The organism is Dyella sp. SG562 (genome assembly GCF_011759495.1).
GTDB classification, from domain to species: Bacteria; Pseudomonadota; Gammaproteobacteria; order Xanthomonadales; family Rhodanobacteraceae; genus Dyella_D; species Dyella_D marensis.
Genome location: NZ_JAAOYS010000018.1, coordinates 1 through 18,728, shown reverse-complemented (window position 1 = coordinate 18,728; position 18,728 = coordinate 1). Strand labels below are relative to the sequence as shown.

Annotated in this window: 16 protein-coding genes; 11 read left to right on the top strand and 5 right to left on the bottom strand. The window is 67.5% G+C overall.

Annotated elements, in window-relative coordinates:
* Positions 1-105 precede the first annotated feature (105 nt).
* Positions 106-2,265, top strand: a complete 2,160-nt coding sequence (locus FHW84_RS21940) for a S46 family peptidase (protein WP_167258426.1) — start codon at positions 106-108, stop codon at positions 2,263-2,265.
* Positions 2,266-2,403: 138 nt separating this feature from the next.
* Here the strand turns inward: FHW84_RS21940 and FHW84_RS21935 are convergent, their stop codons facing one another.
* A complete protein-coding gene (locus FHW84_RS21935; RefSeq protein WP_167258424.1) occupies positions 2,404-2,595 on the bottom strand; it encodes a hypothetical protein in 192 nt (63 codons plus the stop codon).
* 207 nt (positions 2,596-2,802) lie between these two features.
* Between FHW84_RS21935 and miaA the strand changes: the two genes are divergently transcribed.
* From miaA to FHW84_RS21895, 8 genes are all read left to right on the top strand, one after another.
* A complete protein-coding gene (gene miaA, locus FHW84_RS21930) occupies positions 2,803-3,753 on the top strand; it encodes a tRNA (adenosine(37)-N6)-dimethylallyltransferase MiaA (protein ID WP_167258422.1) in 951 nt (316 codons plus the stop codon).
* Between the two features lie 180 nt (positions 3,754-3,933).
* Positions 3,934-4,200 carry an RNA chaperone Hfq gene (gene hfq / locus FHW84_RS21925; protein WP_167258420.1) on the top strand — a complete coding sequence of 89 codons (267 nt, stop codon included), beginning with the start codon at positions 3,934-3,936 and terminating at the stop codon, positions 4,198-4,200.
* 165 nt (positions 4,201-4,365) lie between these two features.
* The gene (gene hflX, locus FHW84_RS21920; protein WP_167258418.1) at positions 4,366-5,676 is read left to right on the top strand and encodes a ribosome rescue GTPase HflX; all 1,311 of its coding nucleotides are present in this window, start codon (positions 4,366-4,368) and stop codon (positions 5,674-5,676) included.
* Between the two features lie 173 nt (positions 5,677-5,849).
* On the top strand, positions 5,850-7,001 hold the full coding sequence (hflK, locus tag FHW84_RS21915; RefSeq protein ID WP_167258416.1) for an FtsH protease activity modulator HflK: 1,152 nt from the start codon (positions 5,850-5,852) through the stop codon (positions 6,999-7,001).
* Positions 7,001-7,867: a protease modulator HflC gene (gene hflC / locus FHW84_RS21910; protein ID WP_167258414.1), complete on the top strand. Its 867-nt coding sequence runs from the start codon at positions 7,001-7,003 to the stop codon at positions 7,865-7,867. Before hflK ends, hflC begins: the two co-directional genes overlap by 1 nt.
* A gap of 12 nt (positions 7,868-7,879) precedes the next feature.
* Positions 7,880-8,065, top strand: a complete 186-nt coding sequence (locus FHW84_RS21905; RefSeq protein ID WP_167258412.1) for a DUF2065 domain-containing protein — start codon at positions 7,880-7,882, stop codon at positions 8,063-8,065.
* Positions 8,066-8,144: 79 nt separating this feature from the next.
* Entirely contained in the window at positions 8,145-9,437 is a 1,293-nt protein-coding gene (locus FHW84_RS21900; RefSeq protein ID WP_167258410.1) for an adenylosuccinate synthase, read from the top strand.
* 164 nt (positions 9,438-9,601) lie between these two features.
* Positions 9,602-9,973, top strand: a complete 372-nt coding sequence (locus FHW84_RS21895; RefSeq protein WP_167258408.1) for a hypothetical protein — start codon at positions 9,602-9,604, stop codon at positions 9,971-9,973.
* Between the two features lie 400 nt (positions 9,974-10,373).
* Here the strand turns inward: FHW84_RS21895 and FHW84_RS21890 are convergent, their stop codons facing one another.
* Entirely contained in the window at positions 10,374-10,961 is a 588-nt protein-coding gene (locus FHW84_RS21890) for an NUDIX domain-containing protein (RefSeq protein WP_167258405.1), read from the bottom strand.
* Positions 10,962-11,042: 81 nt separating this feature from the next.
* Here FHW84_RS21890 and FHW84_RS21885 point away from each other — a divergent pair, with 81 nt between their 5' ends.
* A complete protein-coding gene (locus FHW84_RS21885) occupies positions 11,043-11,807 on the top strand; it encodes a DeoR/GlpR family DNA-binding transcription regulator (protein WP_167258403.1) in 765 nt (254 codons plus the stop codon).
* Between the two features lie 14 nt (positions 11,808-11,821).
* Here FHW84_RS21885 and FHW84_RS21880 read toward each other — a convergent pair whose 3' ends face one another.
* The 3 genes from FHW84_RS21880 to FHW84_RS21870 all read right to left on the bottom strand — a co-directional run bounded on the left by FHW84_RS21880 (position 11,822) and on the right by FHW84_RS21870 (position 15,033).
* Entirely contained in the window at positions 11,822-12,388 is a 567-nt protein-coding gene (locus FHW84_RS21880; protein WP_343203637.1) for a PIN domain-containing protein, read from the bottom strand.
* Between the two features lie 2 nt (positions 12,389-12,390).
* Complete coding sequence (locus FHW84_RS21875; protein WP_167258401.1) at positions 12,391-12,846, bottom strand: helix-turn-helix domain-containing protein; 456 nt, start codon at positions 12,844-12,846, stop codon at positions 12,391-12,393.
* Between the two features lie 297 nt (positions 12,847-13,143).
* Positions 13,144-15,033: a PKD domain-containing protein gene (locus FHW84_RS21870; RefSeq protein ID WP_243868248.1), complete on the bottom strand. Its 1,890-nt coding sequence runs from the start codon at positions 15,031-15,033 to the stop codon at positions 13,144-13,146.
* A gap of 788 nt (positions 15,034-15,821) precedes the next feature.
* Between FHW84_RS21870 and FHW84_RS21865 the strand changes: the two genes are divergently transcribed.
* Positions 15,822-18,473 carry a M1 family metallopeptidase gene (locus FHW84_RS21865; RefSeq protein ID WP_167258399.1) on the top strand — a complete coding sequence of 884 codons (2,652 nt, stop codon included), beginning with the start codon at positions 15,822-15,824 and terminating at the stop codon, positions 18,471-18,473.
* Positions 18,474-18,728 lie beyond the last annotated feature (255 nt).

Sequence of the window (18,728 nt, the reverse complement as noted above, 5' to 3'; positions counted from 1 at the left end):
TAAAGTGCGGGCACGGCGGGCCGTCTTCGTGCAGTGCAGCGTTGCCGGCCCGGCCGCTTCGGTCTAAGGTCGCAAGTTTGTGCGATCACCCAGAAGGGACAGCGGATGCGTAAGAAGACGATGGGCCTGGCCGCGGCCATGGCGATGGGACTGGCCCCGGGCGCGCAGGCGGACGAGGGCATGTGGATGCCCTCGCAGCTGCCCTCGATCGGCAAGCAGCTGCGCGCCGCCGGCTTCCAGGGCAACCCGGCCGACCTGGCGGACCTGACCAGGCCGCCGCTCAGCGCGGTGGTCAAGGTGGGCGGCGCCACCGGCGCCTTCGTCAGCGGCGACGGCCTGGTGCTGACCAACCACCACGTGGCCTTCGGCGTCATCCAGTACAACAGCAACCCGCAGCGCGACCTGATCCAGCACGGCTTCGTCGCCGGCGACCGCGCGCAGGAGCTGCCGGCCAATCCGGACTTCCGCCTGCGCGTGACCACCGGCTTCGACAAGGTCACCGACCAGGTGCTGGCCCAGGCCCGGGGCAAGACCGGCCGCGCCTACTACGACGCGGTGGACGCCGCCGGCAAGGCGCTGGTGGCCGAGTGCGAGCGCGAGGCGGGCTATCGCTGCAGCGTGGTCAACATGTTCTACGGGCGCGATTTCTACCTGGTGAAGCAGCTGGAGATCCGCGACGTGCGCCTGGTCTACGCGCCGCCGCGCGCCATCGGCAACTACGGCGACGAAGTGGACAACTTCGTCTGGCCGCGCCACAGCGGCGACTTCACCGTGCTGCGCGCCTATGTCGGCCCCGACGGCAGGCCGGCGGCCTATGCCAAGGAAAACCAGCCGTACCACCCGCCGGCGCATCTGCAGGTCGCCAGCGAAGGCGTGAACGAGGGCGACTTCGTCATGCTCGCCGGCTATCCCGGCACCACCTATCGCCACCGCACGGCGGCGGAGTTCGCCGACCAGGTGCAATGGCGTCTGCCCAAGTCGGTGGAGGTGATGAAGCAGGTGCAGGGCGTGATCGAGGACGCCGGCCGCGCCGACAAGCAGGCGGCGATCCGCTACGCCTCGCAACTGCAGTCGCTGAAGAACGGCATCAAGCGTTTCAGCGGCGAACTCGACGGCCTCAAGCGCAGCGACGCGGTCGACATCCGCCGCAAGGACGAGGACGCCATGCTGGCGTGGCTGGACAAGCAGCCGCAGGCAAGAACGCTGCGCCCGGACATCGACACGGTGGCCAAGCTGATCGCCGGCGGCAATGCCAACCGCGAGCGCGATCTGCTCTTCGCCATCCTGCAAGCGCAGACGCAGCTGCTGCGCTCGGCGCTCACCTTGCAGCGCTACGCCCACGAACGCGCCAAGCCCGACGCCGACCGCGAAACCGGCTACCAGCAGCGCGATGAGGACCTCACCGCCGGCATGCTCAAGCAGGTGCAGCGCCGCTACGACGCGGGGGTGGAAAAACGCATCCTCACGGCTCTGCTCATCCGCTATCAGCAGTTGCCCGATCCGCAGCGCGTGCCGGAATTCGACGCCGCCTTCGGCCGCACGCCGGCCGAACTGGCCGGCACGCTGGACCGCGTCTACGGCGCCACCCAGCTCGGCGACGAGGCGCAGCGCCTGCATTGGCTGAAGGCGCAGCCCGACGAAGTGGCGAAGTCGGACGACGCGCTGCTCAAGCTGGCGGCGGCGCTGCAGCCGGCGCTGCTGCGCCTCGAAGACCAGCGCAAGGAGCGCGACGGCGAGCTGCTGCGCCTGCGCCCGGCCTATATGCAGGCGCTGATCGCCTATCGCGAGCAGCAGGGGCGGGCGGTCTATCCGGATGCCAACTCCACCTTGCGCGTCAGCTACGGCAAGGTCACGCCGCTGAAGGCACGCGACGCGGTGAGCTATTCGCCGCTGACCAGCACCGCCGGCATCGTCGAGAAGAACACCGGGGTGGAACCGTTCGACGCGCCCAAGCCGCTGCTGGACGCCATCGCCAAGGGCGACTACGAGGGCTATCTGGACAAGCGTTCCGGCGTGATGCCAGTGGATTTCCTCAGCAACCTCGACACCACCGGCGGCAACTCCGGCTCGCCCGTGCTCAATGCGCACGGCCAGCTGGTGGGGCTGAATTTCGACAGCAACTGGGAAGCGGTGAGCGCGAGCTGGATGTTCGATCCGCGCTACAAGCGCGCGATCCACGTGGACATGCGCTACATGCGCTGGCTGATGGACAAGGTGTATCCGGCGCCGTGGCTGCTGAAGGAGCTGGGCGTGCCGGCGCGGTGATGCCGCGCCGACGGCGAACGTAGGTTGGGGTGAGCGCAGCGAACCCCAACAGACGTTTCAGGTCGTCCTATCAAAGGGAAGGCCGGGCGTCGCGGCCGCGTTGGGGTTCGCTGCGCTCCCCCCAACCTGCACGGCGGCTCAGCGCAGCGCCGAATAGATCAGCGCGAAAACCAGGCTGGCCGCGACGCAGACCACGAACCAGAAACCGCGGTTGTCCTTGTGCCACACCGGTGGCGCGCCATCGTCGCCCGCGCGCGCGGGCTTGGCGGCGGCAGCGGGTGCCGAGGCGCGGTTGCCGGGTTCGGCCACCATGTACTTGCGTTTGTTCATTCCGTACTTCCCCCCGTTCAACGTTGTCTCGGCGGTTCGCTGTGGCTGACCACGGTTGCGATCGTGCAAGACACCGTGATTCTCGTCCAAAATGTGAAGCAAGGCACGTGCCCATACCGTCCAAATGGCGTTGCGTTGCCGTTGGGCGGGAAAACGCTGCATGCCAGCCTGACCCAGCACGTCACCTTGAGCCCTCCGGAAGCGTACATGCCTGCCGACTCGCGTCACCCCAGCATTTTCTTGATGGGCCCTACGGCGTCGGGCAAGACCGCGTTGGCGTGTGCGCTGAGCGAGAATTTTCCGGTTGAGCTGGTGAGCGTGGATTCCGCGCTGGTGTACCGCGGCCTGGACATCGGCGCGGCCAAGCCGGATGCGGCGACGCTGGCGCGCCATCCGCACGCGCTGATCGATATCCGCGATCCGGCCGAGCCGTATTCGGCGGCGGATTTCCGCGCCGACGCCCTGCAGGCGATGAAAGACATCACGGCGCGCGGCAAGGTTCCGCTGCTGGTCGGCGGCACGGGCTTGTACTTCCGCGCGCTGCAACATGGGCTGTCACATTTGCCGGAGGCCGACGCGGCGATCCGCGAACGCCTCACCGAAGAGGCCGGACTGATCGGCTGGCCCGCCATGCACGAGCGGCTGCGCCGGACCGATGCCGCCGCCGCCGCGCGGATCGGGCCGAACGATGCGCAGCGCATCCAGCGCGCGCTGGAAGTGATCGAACTCACCGGCCGCCCGCTGTCCGAACAGCAGCGCGGCGGCAGCGGCGAGCGCTTTCCCTGGCGGGTGCTCAAGCTGGCCCTGCTGCCGGCGGACCGGGCGCCGCTGCACGCGCGCATCGCCGAACGCTTCGACGCCATGCTGCGCGACGGCTTCCTCGACGAGATGCGCGGCCTGCGCGCGCGCGGCGACCTGCATCCGGACCTGCCCTCGATGCGCGCGGTCGGCTACCGGCAGGCCTGGGAGCATCTGGATGGCGCCACCGACGCCGCACAATTCCGCGACCGCGGCGTGTTCGCCACCCGCCAGTTGGCCAAGCGCCAGATCACCTGGCTGCGCGGCGAGCTGGACGCGCGGACTTTCGACCCCGACCGCCCCGGCCTGGAGGCCCGGGCCGTCGACGCGCTGGAACTGTTCCTGGGCGCTTCCGGCTAAGGTTGGCGCGCGGTTTTGGCGAACGGGTTCGCGCTTCCCGGGCAGCCTGCCGGAAAGGCTTTCCAACGCGGGCGCGGAGCCTTTCATCAACGATTTAAAAGTGGTTAATATTCCGAAGCCTTGGGCCGGGGCGCGCGAGCGTCTTTTATCCGGCCCGTCCGATGCGAGGGGAGAACAACAATGTCCAAAGGGCAGTCATTGCAAGATCCGTTTTTGAACGCACTGCGCCGCGAGCGCGTCCCGGTTGCCATCTACCTGGTCAACGGCATCAAGCTGCAGGGCACGATCGAGTCGTTCGACCAGTTCGTGGTGCTGCTGCGCAACCAGGTCAGCCAGATGGTCTACAAGCACGCCATTTCCACCGTGGTGCCCAGCCGCAACGTGCGGATGGGGACCGGCCACGAGGGCCACGTCGAGGCTACGACGGCGCCCGAAACGGAAGGTTGAAACGGGCCTGGAATGACCCATGTGTAAGAGGCGGCGGGCCTTAAGGTCCCGCCGCTTGGTCGTTTCCGACCCCCGCGGCCGCTGGCGACGCTACACTTCGCATTCGCCCCGTCGCGGCCGTCCGGCCCGGTGCCGGGCCCATTCCGCACAGGTCATTCCGCATCCGTGTTCGATAGACAAAAGAAAGGCGAGCGCGCCGTACTGGTGCTGCCGCATTCCCGTGGCGAGGGCGACACCGTGCGCCGCGCCGAAGAATTCACCGAGCTGGTGAAATCCGCCGGCGCCGAAGTGCTGGGCAGCGTCGCCGCCCGCGTCGAGGACCCCAACCCGCGCTACTACATCGGTTCCGGCAAGGCCGACGAGGTCGCCGAGATGGTGCGCGCGCTCGAAGCCGACCTGGTGCTGGTGGACCACACCCTCAGCCCGGTGCAGGAGCGCAACCTCGAGAAGCACCTGAAGACCCGCGTGGTCGACCGCGCCGGCCTGATCCTGGACATCTTCGCCCAGCGCGCCCGCTCGCACGAAGGCAAGCTGGAAGTAGAGCTGGCCCAGCTCAAGCACGTCGCCACCCGCCTGGTGCGGGGCTGGACCCATCTGGACGCCCAGCGCGGCGGTGCCATCGGCAACCGCGGCCCGGGCGAAACCCAGCTGGAAACCGACCGCCGCCTGCTCGCCGAGCGCGTGAAGATGCTGAGCAAGCGCCTGGAGAAGGTGCAGGTGCAGCGCACCCAGCAGCGCCGCGCGCGCCTGCGCAACACGGTGCCGCGGGTGGCCCTGGTGGGCTACACCAATGCCGGCAAGTCCACGCTGTTCAATAAGCTGACTTCCGGCGAGGTGTTCGCCGCCGACCTGCTGTTCGCCACGCTCGACCCCACCGTGCGCAAGCTGGACGACCTCAGCTGCGGCCCGGCCGTACTGGCCGACACCGTGGGCTTCATCCGCGATCTTCCGCACGACCTGGTGGCCGCGTTCCGCGCCACCCTGGCCGAGGCGCGCGACGCTGACCTGCTGCTGCACGTGAGCGACGCCGCCGACGAGGAACGCGAATACCTGCACAAGGTGGTCGACGGCGTGCTGGAGGAAATCGACGCCGGCGACGTGCCGCAGCTGCGCGTGATGAACAAGATCGACCTGGCCGGCACCGAGCCGCGCATCGACCGCGACGACGAAGGCCGCCCGGCCACCGTGTGGCTGTCGGCCGCCACGGGGCAGGGCCTGGACCTGCTGTGCCAGGCCCTGGGCGAACTGCTCGGCGGCGAGCGCGTGCAGTCCGAGCTGCGCCTGCCGCTCACCGCCGGCCGCCTGCATGCGCGGCTGAAGGCCGCCGGCGCCATCGCCGGCGAGGACGTGGACGAGGATGGCTGGCGCCTGCGCATCGACGCGCCGCGCAGCGTCATCGCCCCGCTGAGCGGCGGCAGCCCGGCCGAGGCCGAGCTGCTGCGCGGCCTGCTGGGCGAGCCCCGCGACGAGCCGTGAGCGAGGCGGGACGGGCCTTCGCCCGTCCGCCTCTGCTAGAATGCCCGCCGTTTGTGCCGCTTCCCTGCCGGGCAGGACCCTTGCCCGGACGCGACTCGCCACCATGATGCTTTCCGACCAAGGTGCTTCCGGCTATTGCTGCCGGCCTCCCAGCGGCCTCAAGGAGACTGACAATGGCCTGGAACGAACCCGGTAACGGGCAACGTGACCCCTGGGGCAAGCCTCGCCAGAACCCCGGTAAATCCGGTCTGGACGATGCTTTCAAGCAGTTGAAGAACCGGTTGTCCCGCTTAGGCGGCGGCCCCGGCGGCGTGCTCACCATCGTGCTCGCCCTGCTGCTGGCCTCCCTGCTGCTGAGCAGCTACACCATCGTCGACGCCCGCCAGGCCGGCGTGGTGCTGCGCTTCGGCCAGTACGCCCGCACCCTGCAGCCGGGCTTCCACTTCAAGCTGCCGCGTCCGCTGGAGACCGTCACCAAGGTCAGCACGACCGAGGTGCGCTCGGTGTCCGACAAGGTGCGCATGCTGACCAGCGACGAGAACATCATCTCGGTCGACTTCAACGTGCAGTACCAGGTGTCGGACGCACGCAAATTCCTGTTCTCGCTGAGCGGCCAGCCGGAAGATACGCTGCGCCAGGCCGCCGAGGCCGCGGTACGCTCCGTGGTCGGCGCCAATGTGATGGACAACATCCTCACCAGCTCCGCGCCGGAGCAGGCCGCCGTGCCCGCCGCGCCGTCCACCGCGGCCGCGCCGGTCGCCGCCGCCCAGGCCGCCGTGACCCAGGCCGCCGCCGCCGCGCAGACGCGCGACACGCTGCAGCAGCAGACCCGCGAGATCCTCCAGGCCACCCTGGACAGCTACGACGCCGGCCTCGCCGTCACCGACGTGAGCTTCCAGAACGTGTCGCCGCCGCAGGAAGTGAAGGACGCCTTCGACGACGTCAACGCCGCGCGCGAAGACAAGCAGGGCACCGAGAACAACGCCCGCGCCTACGCCAGCAAGGTGGTGCCCGAAGCACGCGGCGAAGCCTCGCGCATCGCCGCCCAGGCGCAGGGCTACTCGGCCGAGCGCGTGGCGCGCGCCACCGGCGACGCCGACCGCTTCAATCTCATCCTCAAGGAATACCGCGGCGCGCCCGAAGTGACCCGCCGCCGCCTGTGGCTGGAAACCGTCGAGGACGTGATGTCCAACAATCCCAAGGTGCTGGACGGCACCGGCGGCCGCAACATGATCTACCTGCCGCTGGACCGCGCCGCCGTGCGCGACCTGCCGGGCGTGGGCACGGTGGCGCCGGCCGCCGACTCGGGCAAGGAGAAGCAGTGATGAAATTCCTCGCCGGCATCATCGTCGTCATCGCCGTCCTGCTCGGTTTCAACAGCGCCTACGTGGTGCACGAAGGGCAGAGCGCGCTGGTGCTGCAGTTCGGCCGCATCGTGCGCACGGGCGACACGCCGGGCCTGCACTTCAAGCTGCCGCTGATCCAGCAGGCCATCCTGTTCGACAACCGCATCCTCACCCTGGAGGCGCAGCCGGAGCGCTACTTCACCTCCGAGAAGAAGAGCGTCAACGTCGACTTCTACGTGAAGTGGCGCATCGCCGACAACGCCGCCTATTACCGCGCCACCGCCGGCGCCGAGCTGCAGGCCGCCAACCGCCTGTCGCCGATCGTGAAAGACGCCCTGCGCTTCGAGTTCAACGGCCGCACCCTGCAGGAACTGATCGCCGGCGGCCGCAAGGACATCACCGAGCGCGTGCGCAAGCAGACCGACGCCACCGCGCGCAAGAGCCTCGGCATCGCCGTGGTCGACGTGCGCATCAAGCGCATCGACCTGCCGGACGAAGTGAGCGAGTCGGTGTACAAGCGCATGCGCGCCGAGCGCCTGCAGCTGGCCAACGAATTGCGCTCCACCGGCCGCCAGGCCGCCGAAACCATCCAGGCCGACGCCGACCGCCAGGGCCAGGTGATCCGCGCCGAAGCCGAGCGCGACGCGGCCAAGATCCGCGGCGAAGGCGACGCGCAGGCCGCGGCGATCTACGCGCAGGCCTACGGGCAGGATCCGGAATTCTTCGCCTTCTACCGCAGCCTCGGCGCGTACCGTAAGTCGTTCGACGACGGCAAGGGCGTGCTGGTGCTGAAGCCGGATTCGGAGTTCCTGAAGTATTTCAACGACGGCGCGAGCAAGCGCTGAGGCAGCCCGGGCATGTCGCACGACCTCGCCGCCGCGCTGTGCCTCGTCCTGGTGATCGAGGGACTGGTGCTGTTCGCCTCGCCGCGCGGCTGGCAGAGCATGGTGCGCGAGGCGCTGAAGATGGAGCCGCGGAGCCTGCGCATCTGCGGCGCGGTGGTCATGGCGGCCGGACTGCTGTTCCTGCAGCTGGTGCATTGACGCGCGGTTGCCTGCAACGTTTTCGATTCAACATCCTCCGGCCCCCCGATGGGGCCACGACCTACGAGCGAGAAAGATCATGGGCAAGTCAGTCGTAATCCTCGGCGCGCAATGGGGCGACGAAGGCAAGGGCAAGATCGTCGACCTGCTGACCGAGCAGGTGCGGGCGGTCGCACGCTTCCAGGGCGGCCACAATGCCGGCCACACGCTGGTCATCGGCGGCAAGAAGACCGTGCTGCACCTGATTCCGTCCGGCATCCTGCGCGACGACGCGCTCTGCCTGATCGGCAATGGCGTGGTGCTGTCACCGCAGGCGCTGAAGACCGAGATCGAGGAACTGGAAGCGCAGGGCGTGGAAGTGCGCTCGCGCCTGAAGATCAGCCCGGCCACCCCGCTGATCATGCCGTACCACATCGCCGTGGATAAGGCGCGCGAAGCCGCCGCCGGCAAGAGCGCGATCGGCACCACCGGCCGCGGCATCGGCCCGGCCTACGAGGACAAGGTCGCCCGCCGCTCCATCCGCGTGGCCGACCTGATGTATCCGCACGAGCTGCCGGAGAAGGTGAAGACCGCGGTCGAGTACCACAACTTCATCCTCACCCAGTGGCTGAAGGCCGAGGCGGTCGACTACCAGCAGGTGCTGGATGACGCGCTGGCCTATGGCGAGTTCATCCGCCCGATGGTCGACGACGTCGCCACCATCCTGCACGACGTGCGCAAGGAAGGCGGCCACATCCTGTATGAAGGCGCCCAGGGCGCGCTGCTGGATATTGACCACGGCACCTATCCCTACGTCACCTCGTCCAACACCACGGTCGGCGGCGCGCTGGCCGGCACCGGCGTGGGCGCGGGCGACATCGACTACGTGCTGGGCATCTGCAAGGCCTATGCGACGCGCGTCGGCGGCGGTCCGTTCCCCACCGAGCTGCACGACGAGATGGGCGAGCGCCTGCGCAAGGTCGGCAACGAGTTCGGCGCCAGCACCGGCCGTCCGCGCCGCTGCGGCTGGATCGACCTGGTGGCGCTCAAGCGCGCGGTGCAGATCAACGGCATCAACGGCCTGGCCATCACCAAGCTCGACGTGCTCGACGGCCTGCCCAGCATCAAGGTCTGCATCGCCTACGAATACCGCGGCAAGCGCCGCGAGCTGGCCCCGCTGGACGCGGACGGCTGGGCGGAATGCAAGCCGGTGTATCTGGAATTCCCGGGTTGGGAAGAATCCACCGCCGGCATCCGCGACTGGAACAAGCTGCCGGCCGCGGCGCGTGCTTACCTGCGCGCCGTGGAAGAGCTTTCCGGTTGCCGCCTGGCGATCGTGGCGACGGGTGCGGATCGTGACGACACGATTGTGCTGGATGATCCGTTTGCCTGATCGGGCGTGCTTGCCCGACACGAAGAAAGCCCCGCCAATGCGGGGCTTTTTTTATGGACTCAAGCAGCGCGTTCACTGTGCCGTTCCGCAATCACCACGCCGCTTCCACGCCGTGCTGATCATCCAGGTTGGACCATGAGCCCTCCGCAGCAGGAGCGCATGCCATGGCCAACGCAGACAACAAGCATCCCCGCCGCGATACCGCCCCCGAGGACGAGCCGAAGCAGGGAGGCGAATTGCCCACCAAGCAGCTGCCGCGCGAAGACGAGGACGAAGACGAGTCGGGCTCGACCGGCGGTGACGGTGAGTCGTCCACGGCGAGCGCGGCGACGCCGCCGGAGCGTGCGATCGCCCCGGAGGGCGGTGTCGGCCGGCGCAGCGGCACGGGGCAGGCGAGGGCGCATCGCTCGTTCGACGACGATGCGGGCAGTCAGATGCTTGGGCGTGCGGTCGATCCGGATGGCGAGCTGCCGGAGCCGGGCGTGGGCGACAGCTATCAGTCCGGCGTACGGGTCAAGGCGTGGCGCGACAGATGACGAACGGACGCTGCGCCTATCCGTATAGCCTGCGTGTTCTGCGCAGCGCGCGGTAAGGCGCCGTGAAGACCGATGCGATCCAGCGCGTGAACCGGATGTGCGCCCCTGCACAATCACAACCATTGCAAGCCCCACCGCGCCGGTTCTTGGCCGCTTTGTGAGCTGGATATAAGTCGAGGCATCGATCGCAACCTAAGGTTGCGCGCAGCCATGGTCGGCTCCAGGCGGCCGGAGATGGTCAGCGGGCCGGAGTGCGTCTGTGCTCTTGGCTCGCGCATGGTTTCTCCCCTCCGTCACGCGGGCATCGTTACCCGAGCGATGCCACCCACGCGCGACGGACCTATTCCGGCAGAAGCAGGGCCGCTACGGCGACCCTGCTTTTTTTTCGCGCCGCGTTCGCTCAAGTCCCGAATACATGCATCGCCGCGTACTGCAGCAGCATGATGGTCTTGCCGTCGACGATCTCGCCGCGGCGGAGCATGGCCATGGCGTCGTCGAACGGCAGCTCCAGCACTTCGATGTCCTCGCCTTCGCCGGGCAGCCCGCCGCCGTCGCCCACCTTCTGCGAGGCGTCGTATTCGGCGACGAAGAAATGCAGCTTCTCGGTGACCGAGCCGGGACTCATGAAAGCCTCGAACACCTTGCGCACTTCGCCGACGCGGTAGCCGGTCTCCTCCTCTGCTTCGGCGCGGATGCGCTGCTCGGGTGTGGCCTGGTCGAGCAGGCCGGCGGGTGCTTCGATCAGCATGCCGTCGTGGCCGTTGACGAAGCAGGGGAAGCGGAATTGCCGCACCAGCACCACGCTTCGCGTCTCGCGCTGGTACAGCAGCAGGGCGGCGCCGTTGCCGCGGTCGTAGGTCTCGCGCTGCTGGCGCTGCCAGCTGCCGTCGGCGCGGCGGAAGTCGTAAATGGTCTTCTTGAGCAGGTACCAGTCGTTCGACAGCACCTGGCTGTCGATCACGCGGACCCGGTCGGCGGTGGTGGACATGGGGGAATCCAGCTGGACAGGGGACACTGGTTACCGTATCGTGCAGTTTCGTGCAAAGTCAATTAAATTCGTGCAAACGCCATGCTGACCAGCCAGCGCAAGCAAGCCATCCTCGCCGCCCTGCAACGGGACGGGCAGGTCGTCGCCAAAGCGATGAGCGAAACCTTCGGCGTGTCCGAAGACACCGTGCGCCGCGACCTGCGCGAGCTGGCCGCCGAAGGCCTGCTGCAACGCGTGCATGGTGGCGCGCTGCCAGCCTCGCCGGCGATGGCGGACTTCGGCCATCGCCAGCACATCGGCCCGGAGGCGAAATCCGCCATCGCGCACCGCGCGGCGCAGATGGTGCTGCCCGGGCAGGTGGTCTTCATCGACGGCGGCACCACCTGCGTGCAGCTCGCCTGCAGCCTGCCGCAGGCGCTGCGCGCCACGGTGGTCACGCACAGTCCCAGCATCGCGGTGGAACTGGTGGATCACGCGGGCATCGAGGTGGTGCTGATCGGCGGACGCCTGTTCAAGCATTCGGTGGTGGCGGTGGGCGCCGCGGCGATGGAGGCGATCGGGCGCGTGCGCGTCGACCTGTACTTCATGGGCGTCACCGGCGTGCATCCCACCGCTGGCCTGAGCACCGGCGATTTCGAGGAAGCCAGCGTGAAGCGTGCGCTGATCGAACGCGCGGCCGAAGTGGTGGTGCTCGCTTCGGCGGAGAAACTGCACGCGGCCTCGCCGTATGTGATCGCGCCGGTGCAGGCCGCGCAGACCCTGGTGGTGGAGGGCGATACGGCAGAGGCCGTGCTGGCGCCGTTCGCGGCGCTTGGCCTGGCGGTGCTGCGGGCAGGGAGGGAGTAAGCCGCTGCGCGTGCTTACAGCAAGGCCGTCATCGGGCGCAGCGCCGCCACGGTGGTCGGCAGCCCCTGCGCCAGCAGCGTAGCCAGGCATTCCTCGACGGTTCTCGGCGGGTTCTTCAGCGCTTCGCGTTGAGCTTTGACCGCCGCGCAGACGCTGCCGCGCTGCAGGTCGAACAGGTGATGGATGAATTCGTCGGGATGCTGCGCTTCGATGTGGAAGGGTTCGAGCGCGTGCTGCGGAAAGTCCCTGAGGTTGAACGTGACGATCACGCCGGCATGGCATCGGATGGCCGCGGCCAGCACGTGGCGGTCGTCCGGGTCTTTAAGCGCCAGACCTGCCTCGAGCTGTTCGTAGCCCGCGACCAGGCAGTCGGGCACGGCTGAGTCCATCAGCTCGCGCGTGCGCTGCAGCGCTTCCGGCTTCAGCTCTGGACGCCTGGCCAGCACCGAGCGCATCCATTCGTGATGGATGCGCTCGGTCCAGTGCGCGCGGAACAGGCCCGTAAGCGCCAGGCGCATGAGCAGGTCGCGCAAGGGTGCCGGGTACAGCACACAGGCGTCGTAAATCACCGGAAAGGGCACGGTCAGTATCCAAGGCCCAGCTCTTGCGCCTGCGCGGCCAGCTCGTCGAGGGCGTTCCTGCTCGCCGCATCGCGCTTGTGCCGATAGGCCAGCAGGTCGCTGGCGTAGATGCGCCGATGCGTGCCGGTCTTGTGGAAGGCGATGTCGCCGGCTTCGAGCAGCGAGACCAGATGCGGCCGGGACACGTTGAGGAAGTCGGCCGCCTGCTGGGTGGTCAGCTCAGCCTTCACCGGAATGATGCTGACCGCCTTGCCCTCGGCCATGTTGGCGAGGATTTCCACCAGCATGCGCAGGGCGCTGACCGGCACGTCGATGGTGGCGTCGCCGTCGATGACCTTGATGCGTCCGTTGCCGCCGTCGCCGAGGTAGGCGGCCAGCAGGCGGCCGCTGGCGCGGGCGGCTTCGGCTTCTTCGGGGGTGGGTGGCAGCGAGGGGATGTCTTGGCGCGGCATGGTCATGGGAGCTCTCCAGCGGTCGATCCTGACTACGTTCATGGCGGATGCTCCTCCAAAATCGAAATAAATGCAATATACGAAATAAACGAAATTTGCCCCGACCTATTGCCTGGCTCTCGCCGGTGATCGCATGGCGAAGGGGCTGGCGTGCTCGGAAGGGCAGGTCAGATTAAGGCCGGCGCGGTCGGCCGGAGGCCTGTTCGGCCATAAAGTCAGACCAGACCTAGACCGCTTCCATCGACGCAGAACGGGCCCGGTCATGGACCGGGCCCGTCGCGTTTCATGCCCCAGCTTTGCGTCTTACTGCACGTTGAGGTTGACGTCGTCCAGCACGAACGAGGTCTGCAGCGAGCTGTCCTCGGTGCCCGTGAACTTGATGGTCACGCTCTGGCCGATGTACGCGCTCAGGTCGAACGAACGCTGCGTATAGCCCGACGCTTTGTTGAGGTTGGAGTACGTCGCCAGCGTCTTCAGCACGGTGCCGCTGCTGTTGAGCACCTGCACCGTCAGCTTGTCGTACGCCGTGGTGGTGGTGGTCTCGGCGGTGTCGATGTGCAGGTAGAACGTCAGCGTCGCGCTGGTCTTGCCGCTGGGAATGGCCACGCTCTGCGAGACGGTGTCGGTATGGCTGCTGCCATAGCCGTCCAGCCACGCGAACCAGGTGCCGCCATGCGCGGTTTCACCGCTGCAGCTGGAGTTGCTGCACAGCACGCCGGAGCTCATCGACCACGGCGAAGCCGTGCCGGTCTCGAAGCCGGGGTTGACGATCAGCTGGCTGCCGCCACCACCGCCGCTGGACACCGCCACCGACGCCGTCTTGCTGCTGGTCTTGCCGCTGCCGCCGTCGGTCACGGTCTCAGTCACGCTGTAGGTGCCGTTGGCCGCGTAGGTGTGGCTCGGGTTGGTGGCGCTGGAGGTGCCGCCGTCGCCGAAGGTCCACGCGTGCGCGGTGATGCTGCCGCCGCTGTCGGTGGAGCTGTCGGTGAAGTTCGCGGTCAGGCCGTTGGTGGTGTAGCTGAAGTTGGCCGTGGGCGTGCCGCCGCCACCGCCGCCGCCGCCGACTACCGGATGCGCCAGGTCGCAGCGATTGGTGTCGTTGGACCAGGTGCTCTGCATGGCGAAGTTGCCGGTGCTCATCGCCACGTTCGCGCTGGCGCCCTGGCCGGAGCTGAGCCACGCGCATTCGTCCGCGTTTTCCTGGCCGTTGTAGCTGGAGCCGGTGTGGTTGGTCCAGCCGCCGGCCGGGTTCTGGTCGCTGATGGTCTCGGCGTATTCGTGGCCGTTCACCAGCGAGAAGCCGTCGAGATTGCCGGCGCTGCCGCTGTTGACGAAGTTCTGTCCGCAGCTGGAACCCATGTCGAGCACATAGGGCATGTTGGTGAACGCGATGTCGCCGTACGAGGAGCTCACGCCCACGTCGCCGTTGTAGTCGTGCCACGCACAGAATTGGCCGCTGGACGTGTTGAAGCCGTCCGGATGCGTGCCGGTGGGCGACAGGATCACGTATTGCACATAGCGGTTGGATGCGGCGGTGGTATTGCCGAAGTGGCCCGCGGCCTTCACCGCTTCCTGGCCGAGCTGCGCGGCGGTGGCATTGCTCGGCGAAGCTGCCGAGTTGTCGTACCACACGCCGGCGAGGGTGGCGCCGCCGGTGGGATAGCCGACATACGAGGCGCCGGTGGGACAGGCGGTGGCGCCGGAGGACACGCCGGCGCCGTCGCAGTACTGCGTCATCACGCCGGACCACAGCTCGCCGTTGGTGCCCAGTCCCTTGAACATCTGCTGCAGGTAGGGCACGGCGCCGGCGGAGTCGCCGGACAAGGTCATGTTGCCGTTGGCGTCGGTGCCGGCGGTGCCCCACTGGCTGCCGTACACCACCAGGTAGACCTTGGGCGTACCGCTGGTGACGCCGATGCCGTCGATGCCGCCGCCGTAGCTCAGCGTCTGCGTGCCGGTGGCCGCGGGCGTGGCCAGATGGAAGGCCGCCCATTGCTTCATCTGCGCGTGCGCTTCGCGCGTCGGCACGGCGCCGTGGCGGTATGGGTGGTCGTAGTTGGGCGCGTAAGGATTGGCGACCTGGCTGCTGGCGGCCTGGCCAGCCGCGGCGGGACTGCCGCCGGCCGCGATGGCGCCGCCGCTCAGGGCGAGCAGCGCGGTCATGGCGGTCACTGCGATGGAACACGTCTTCATGAATGACTCCCCGGTTGAGATTTCTGGGGACAAGCGCGCCCGATGCGGCCGCTCGGACCCCATGCACAAGTGGATGCCCGGCTTGGGCCGGACCTGGTTTCGGCCTTGCTCCCCGCGGATCCCGGTCCGCTTCCCTTGGCGCGGCGAGCCGACGCGTGCCACAGCGGCGCCTCCACCGGGATATTCGTCAACCCCTCCCCGGGCCGGCGAATTGACGACGATATAAATACCGGCGGAGCACCGGTCAATTGGATTTTCAGGGCATTTTTTCCGGCTTTTTGTTGCGATTAATTTCCGTGAAATTGCGCAAGTTCGTGCGCGGGTTTCTTGCGCAGATAATGCTTCGCAAAGCTATTTTCATTGCGGTGGCGCGCCAGTCGTCGCGCGGTTGCGCACGCCGGCCTGTTTTCAGGGTTGCGCGAAGCTTTCGCGGCCGGTGAAAGCGGTGTGCATGGATTTTTTGCGTAATCGTTTTAGATGGGCAATTAATTGCGTTTCAAAAATAGCGATATGGCGCACGGCGCTTATTTATTCGAATGCTTCGCGCAAACTCCGCCTAAGTATTTGCTAAGCCCGCGCTAAGTCGATTTTTCAGTGGCCGCGCGTTTTTTGCCGACGGCCCCTCCCGCGAGCATCGCCGCACCCCGCCATGACTTCCGGGCCGTGCTCCCGCCCGGCATGGCCGGCGACCATCATGGGGACGTGCCGTAGAAGGGGAGCTTCGCCGGCCGCCTCCCGAATGCCTCGCCGGCACCCGCCGGACCCCACGCCTTTCCCAAGGAGCTGACATGCGCCGTTCCACCCTGGTTTCCGCGATCGTCCTGGCGCTCGCAAGCGCTTCCATGAGCGCTGCCGCCGCCGTCCCCGCGGCCAAGCACGCCGTCGAGCAGACCACCACCCAGCTGCCGCGCAACGTGCGCCCCACGCATTACGACGTGGCGGTGACGCCGCACGCGGACAAGCTGAGCTTCGACGGCAAGGTCGCCATCAAGGTGGACGTGCTGGAGCCGACCAGCAGCATCACCCTCAACGCGATGGGCATGAGCTTCTCCGAAGTCACCCTGGCCGCGGCCGGCGGCAAGGCGCAGGCGGCCAAGGTGGCCGTGGACGAAGACAAGCAGACCGCCACCTTCAGCTTCGACAAGCCGCTGCCCAAGGGCAGCTACACGCTGGCGATGACCTATACCGGCAAGATCGGCACCCAGGCCAACGGCCTGTTCGCCATCGACTACGACACCAAGGCCGGCAAGAAGCGCGCGCTGTACACGCAGTTCGAGAACTCCGACGCCCGCCGCTTCATCCCGTCCTGGGACGAGCCGAACTACAAGGCCACCTTCAGCCTCACCGCCACGGTTCCGGCGGATGACATGGCGGTGAGCAACATGCCGGTGGCGAAGAAGAGCGACGCCGGCAACGGCCTGGTGACGATCCAGTTCCAGCCCTCGCCGAAGATGTCCACCTACCTGCTGTTCTTCGGCGTGGGCGAATTCGAGCGCGCCACCGCGATGGCCGGCAAGACCGAGGTCGGCGTGGTCACGCAGAAGGGCATGCTGTCGCAGGCCAACTTCGCGCTGGATTCGGCCAAGACCATCCTGGCCGAGTACAACGACTACTTCGGCACGCCGTATCCGCTGCCCAAGCTGGACAACATCGCCTCGCCGGGCCGCAGCCAGTTCTTCGGCGCGATGGAAAACTGGGGCGCGATCTACACCTTCGAATACGTGCTGCTGCTGGACCCCACCATCTCCACCCAGGCCGACAAGCAGAACGTGTTCTCGGTGCAGGCGCACGAGATGGCGCACCAGTGGTTCGGCGACCTGGTCACCATGCGCTGGTGGGACGACCTGTGGCTCAACGAAGGCTTCGCCTCGTGGATGGAAGCGCGCACCACCGAGAAGCTGCATCCGGAATGGAACACCAAGCTGGAACAGGTCAATGTGCGCGAAGGCGCGATGAATCGCGACGCCATCGCCACCACGCATCCGATCGTGCAGCACGTGGAGACGGTGGAGCAGGCCAGCCAGGCCTTCGACGCCATCACCTATTCCAAGGGCCAGGCGGTGATCGGCATGCTCGAGGGCTACGTCGGTTCCGACGCATGGCGCGACGGCGTGCGCCTGTACATGAAGCAGCACGCCTACGGCAACACGGTGTCCGACGATCTGTGGCGCGCGGTGGAGCAGGCTTCGAAGAAGCCGATCTCCGACGTCGCGCACGACTTCACCCTGCAGCCGGGCATTCCGCTCATTACCGTCGACTCCGCCAGCTGCGCCGGCGGCAAGACCACGCTGAAGCTGAGCCAGGGCGAATTCACCCGCGACCGCCCCGACAAGAAGCCGCTGTCCTGGCGCGTGCCGGTGATCGCGCAGACCGTCGGCGGGGCCCCCGCGCGCACGCTGGTGACCGGCGGCAAGGCCACGCTGGAAGTGCCCGGCTGCGGCCCGGTGGTGGTCAACGCCGGCCAGAGCGGCTACTACCGCACGCTGTACGGCGCCGAGCAGTTCGCCGCGCTGAAGGACAACTTCGCCAAGCTGCAGCCGATCGACCAGCTCGGTACGCTGGGCGACACCTGGGCGCTGGGCATGGCCGGCAAGCGTCCGTCCTCGGACTTCCTCGACCTGGTGCAGGCGACGCCGACCGACGCCGATCCGCAGATCTGGGGCGATATCGCCGGTGACCTCAGCGGTCTGGACGGCTATTACCAGGGCGATGCCGCGCGCCAGGCCGCGTTCCGCAAGTTCGCCGTGGCCAAGCTGGCGCCGGTGTTCGCCAAGGTCGGCTGGGAGCCGAAGGAAGGCGAGGCCGATCCGGTCAAGATCCAGCGCATGGAACTGATCGGCACGCTCGGCAACCTCGGCGATCCGGCCGTGCTCAAGGAAGCGCAGCGCCGCTTCGATGCGCAGGACAAGGATCCCAAGGCGATGCCGGCCGCCCTGCGCCGCACCATCCTGGGCGTGGTCGCCCGCAACGCGGACGCCGCCACCTGGGACCGCCTGCACGCCATGGCCAAGGCCGAGAAGACCCCGCTGGTGAAGGACCAGCTGTACACGCTGCTGTCGATCAGCCGCGACAAGGCGCTGGCGCAGAAGGCGCTGGACCTGGCGCTGACCGACGAGCCCGGCGCCACCAACAGCGCCAGCATGATCAGCGTGGTGTCCGGGCAGCATCCGGAGCTGGCGTTCGATTTCGCCGTGGCGCACAAGGCCGAGGTGGACAAGAAGGTGGATTCCAGCGCAAGCAGCCGCTATTACCCGCAGCTGGCTTCGCGGTCGCTGGATCCTTCGATGATCGCCAAGGTGAAGGCTTACGCGGAGAAGTATGTGGCGGCGGGGTCGCGTCGGGATGCGGATACGGCGGTGGCGAATATTGAGTATCGCGTCAAGGTGAAGGGTGAGCGGTTGCCCGCGATCGATGCGTGGCTGAAGGCGCACGGGGCGTAACGGTTATTTGGATGGTTTTGGTTTTGGGGCCCGCGTAAGCGGGCCTCTTTTTTGTGTTGGCGAGATGTGGGGCGCTCGTGATCCTGGCGTGGCCACTCCTACTCGTCATCCCGGCGTAGGCCGGGATCCGGTTTCTGTATCGCTCGGTTGTCGCGTGGCCGCGATTTGGCCGCTTATGCAGCGGGCATTCCGTGCGCCTGCCGGCGCCCGGGTCACTTTCTCTTTGCTGGCCCAAAGAGAAAGTAACCAAAGAGA